Origin of the sequence: Mycobacterium sherrisii (genome assembly GCF_002102355.1) — a bacterium.
Lineage (GTDB): Bacteria > Actinomycetota > Actinomycetes > Mycobacteriales > Mycobacteriaceae > Mycobacterium > Mycobacterium sherrisii.
The window spans coordinates 1-2,724 of the sequence record NZ_LQPT01000055.1 but is presented as its reverse complement, the minus strand read 5'-3'; the positions used below and the strand labels follow the sequence as shown (position 1 = coordinate 2,724).

Genomic DNA, 2,724 nt, shown 5'->3' with positions numbered 1-2,724 from the left:
GAGGTCATCGCCCTCAAGGGCGACTCCTACCGCATCAAAGACCGCGACCTCGGGCGAGTCCCGGGATCAACCACCGAGAATGAACACCAAGGGGGCCAATTTTCAACCGTCGAAAAGGGGTCAATTTTCGGCCGCCGTTGACACTCATGTCGTCGCTTCCACCGGCTTGGTGGTTGTCGTCGTTGGGTGTTTTCTGACGGCGCTTGCGCTGCCGTGGCTACCGGTGGCGGGCCGTCGCGACTGGACGAAATCGGAGCGACTGAGCGCGATGGTGATCGTGTGGGTCTTCATCGCGCTAATCCCACGCTTCATCTGGGAGCTGCCTTGGCTATTGCTGTTCGACCAAATCAGGGCGGGGGTGCAGAAAGGAGCTCTGTGGACGTACATGTGGGCGCCCATCCTGCTTGGAGGCGACGCACGCTACTTAAACGGGGACCCGCTCATCGTCGTTCTTGAGTGGATTGCCTTCTTCGTCGGCCTCTTCGAGGCCTACGCGATGGTGCAGTTCTTCCGGAATGGCAAGCGGTTCACCAGCACTCAACTCTCATTCATCATGGGCGGAATGATCGTGGAGGTCACGCTGCCGGCGGTCTACTTCGGGGTCGAGATCGCGAACAATCTGCAAAGCATGAGCAGTCCTGTTGAGATGTGGATCAAGTTCGTGGTGCTGAACCTCTTGTGGTGCACCATGCCCTTCGTCACCTACTTCTGGGGCGTTCGACGTATAGCCCGCCAAGACCTTGCAGTGAAGTTTTAGCGTCTCAGCGCCAGACCACTCGCGCATCGGCCGGGAATGAGAACTCCACTACGGGTTGATGGTACCCAGTGACTGCAGCTTCGAGATCCGAATCTCTGTGCGTATCAGCAACATCGGCTCTTTCGCCGCTGCGCGCGGCAATCTGAACTTGCTCGCACGGGTTCGCAGAAAGGTGCCGTCTTTGATTGCGATTACGCGCTCCAGACACGAAGCCGTGCTTGTTCCGATTGAATATAGAAGGGATGAGTGTCATCAATTCCTTCTCGGGCCGGGTGCGGCCAACGTCGAGTTCCACGACGGACGCATGGCAGACGATCTTGCATGGTGCGTCGCGCCAGTGTTCGCTTCGCCGGTTAGCCCCCACAGTGCGGGTGACCGTGGCTCTTACGCGTGGTCCGAGGCGTCCCATGGGACGATGCCCGACATCCAGTGGGTGATCTTCTCTTCTTGGTCATTGCGGTGCAGGTGGCGCGGCGGTTGAGCGAACGTCGAGTAGGGCCGACAGCGAACCACCACTCGGTTCTCCTTGGCGGCCATCTCCTCGATGTGCGGGCGAGCCTCTTCGGGCAGTTGCTGGCCCGACATGCGTCCCGCGACCGCCATCATCACGTCGACCACGAGGTCGTGGTCACGCTCGACGGTCGCGTCGGCATACACCTGTAGGTAGGCGAAAGGCCACCGCTCGTCGAGCACACAGATGCTTACTTTTCCATCGCGTTCGACGACGCGGGCCTTGCCGCGTCCAGCCATCGTAGAGATGAGAAGTTCATCGTTGTCGGTTGGTATGTAGTACACGATCGACATAGCTGGACCATCGTGCCGACGCCGGTAGCCGAAGACGCATGTGCGGTGGGTGCGCACGAAGATACGCCGCTCCGACGGAAGCATGTCTCGGTCCGTGGGAGCTATGAAGGGCTCGGTTGCGAGTGAAAGCAACATCGCAGAATCTCCTTGGTCTGGTGTAGTTGAAAGCCGTCCGGCGAGTGGTGTTACGGCTATGGCGGCGAGTAGGCGATCGCCACCGCCACTCACTAACGGATACAGTGTTACCGATATTGCGGGCAGCCGTCAAGGGTCGTCATACTGAGCCGCGTGAGCACCTCACCTTCGGGGCATGAGCTGGTGGAGAAGGGCCCGCGGCGACGTCGGGGCCGTCCCCCCCTGCCGCTGGACCGGATCATCGACGCGGCCGTTGCAGTCCTAGACGAGGACGGTGCCGACGCGCTGTCGATGCGTAACCTGGCCCAGCGCCTGGACTCGGGTACCGCGACGTTGTACCGCCACTTCACCGGACGGGCGGATCTGGTCGCCCAGGTTGTCGACCGCGTGCTGGCCGAAGCGCATGTCGACGACGACGCCCTTGCCGGTATGACGTGGCAGCACGCGTGTGAAACGTTGGCGCACAGTTTGTTTGATGTCTTCCGCCGTCATCCCCACGTCGCACCGTTGCTGATCGAACAGATTCCGACCGGCCCCAACGCGATGGCCCAGCGCGAACAGACGATCGCGCTACTGCTCAAATCGGGTTTCAAGCCCGCGCTGGCCGCGCAGGCGTGCGCGACACTGGCGCGTTACGTCTTGGGGTTTGCGACGCAACTGTCCCCGCCGGATGCCCGAAGTGGTGGAGATGAGGTGTGGCAGACCCTCGATCCACAGACTTTTCCCGCCACCGCCAGCGTGGCCGATCATCTGCCCGTGCCCCTGCAGCAAGAGTTCGCCTTCGGCCTGGAACTCCTCATCGAGGGCTTGAACCAGGTTGCACACCACGACGACAAACGCGTGCCCGGACGCCGAGCTCGGCGCAGTTAGGCGAGCAGGGCCTCGGTGATCGCTCAGTGGGCCACTATGCGATTGCGCATGATCAACCGCGGGGTGTTTTCAATGTGATCGTGGCCGGACCCCGTGAACTGGTCCACGGCGAACGAGAGTCCTTCATCGGTGGATACAGGTGGCAGCGTAGCGGGCCG

General features: G+C 61.5%; 3 protein-coding genes and 1 pseudogene. 3 read left to right on the top strand and 1 reads right to left on the bottom strand.

Annotation, left to right across the window (positions count from 1 at the left end; genetic code table 11):
- A pseudogene (locus AWC25_RS27340) lies at window positions 1-141 on the top strand (hypothetical protein); the annotation flags it as partial.
- On the top strand, window positions 80-757 hold the full coding sequence (locus AWC25_RS09410; RefSeq protein WP_084229627.1) for a hypothetical protein: 678 nt from the start codon (window positions 80-82) through the stop codon (window positions 755-757). The pseudogene AWC25_RS27340 and the gene AWC25_RS09410, both read left to right, overlap by 62 nt.
- 384 nt (window positions 758-1,141) lie before the next feature.
- On the opposite strand, the gene AWC25_RS09405 is transcribed toward AWC25_RS09410, so the two are convergent.
- The gene (locus tag AWC25_RS09405; protein WP_069403138.1) at window positions 1,142-1,696 is read right to left on the bottom strand and encodes a pyridoxamine 5'-phosphate oxidase family protein; all 555 of its coding nucleotides are present in this window, start codon (window positions 1,694-1,696) and stop codon (window positions 1,142-1,144) included.
- 228 nt (window positions 1,697-1,924) lie between these two features.
- Between AWC25_RS09405 and AWC25_RS09400 the strand changes: the two genes are divergently transcribed.
- Window positions 1,925-2,566: a TetR/AcrR family transcriptional regulator gene (locus tag AWC25_RS09400; RefSeq protein ID WP_069403139.1), complete on the top strand. Its 642-nt coding sequence runs from the start codon at window positions 1,925-1,927 to the stop codon at window positions 2,564-2,566.
- The last annotated feature ends 158 nt before the right edge of the window (window positions 2,567-2,724 follow it).

Bases quoted from the DNA above. Each gene is read 5' to 3' on its own strand.
- AWC25_RS09410 (WP_084229627.1), top strand. From the start codon at position 80: ATGAACACCAAGGGGGCCAATTTTCAACCGTCGAAAAGGGGTCAATTT.
- AWC25_RS09405 (WP_069403138.1), bottom strand. From the start codon at position 1,696: ATGTTGCTTTCACTCGCAACCGAGCCCTTCATAGCTCCCACGGACCGA.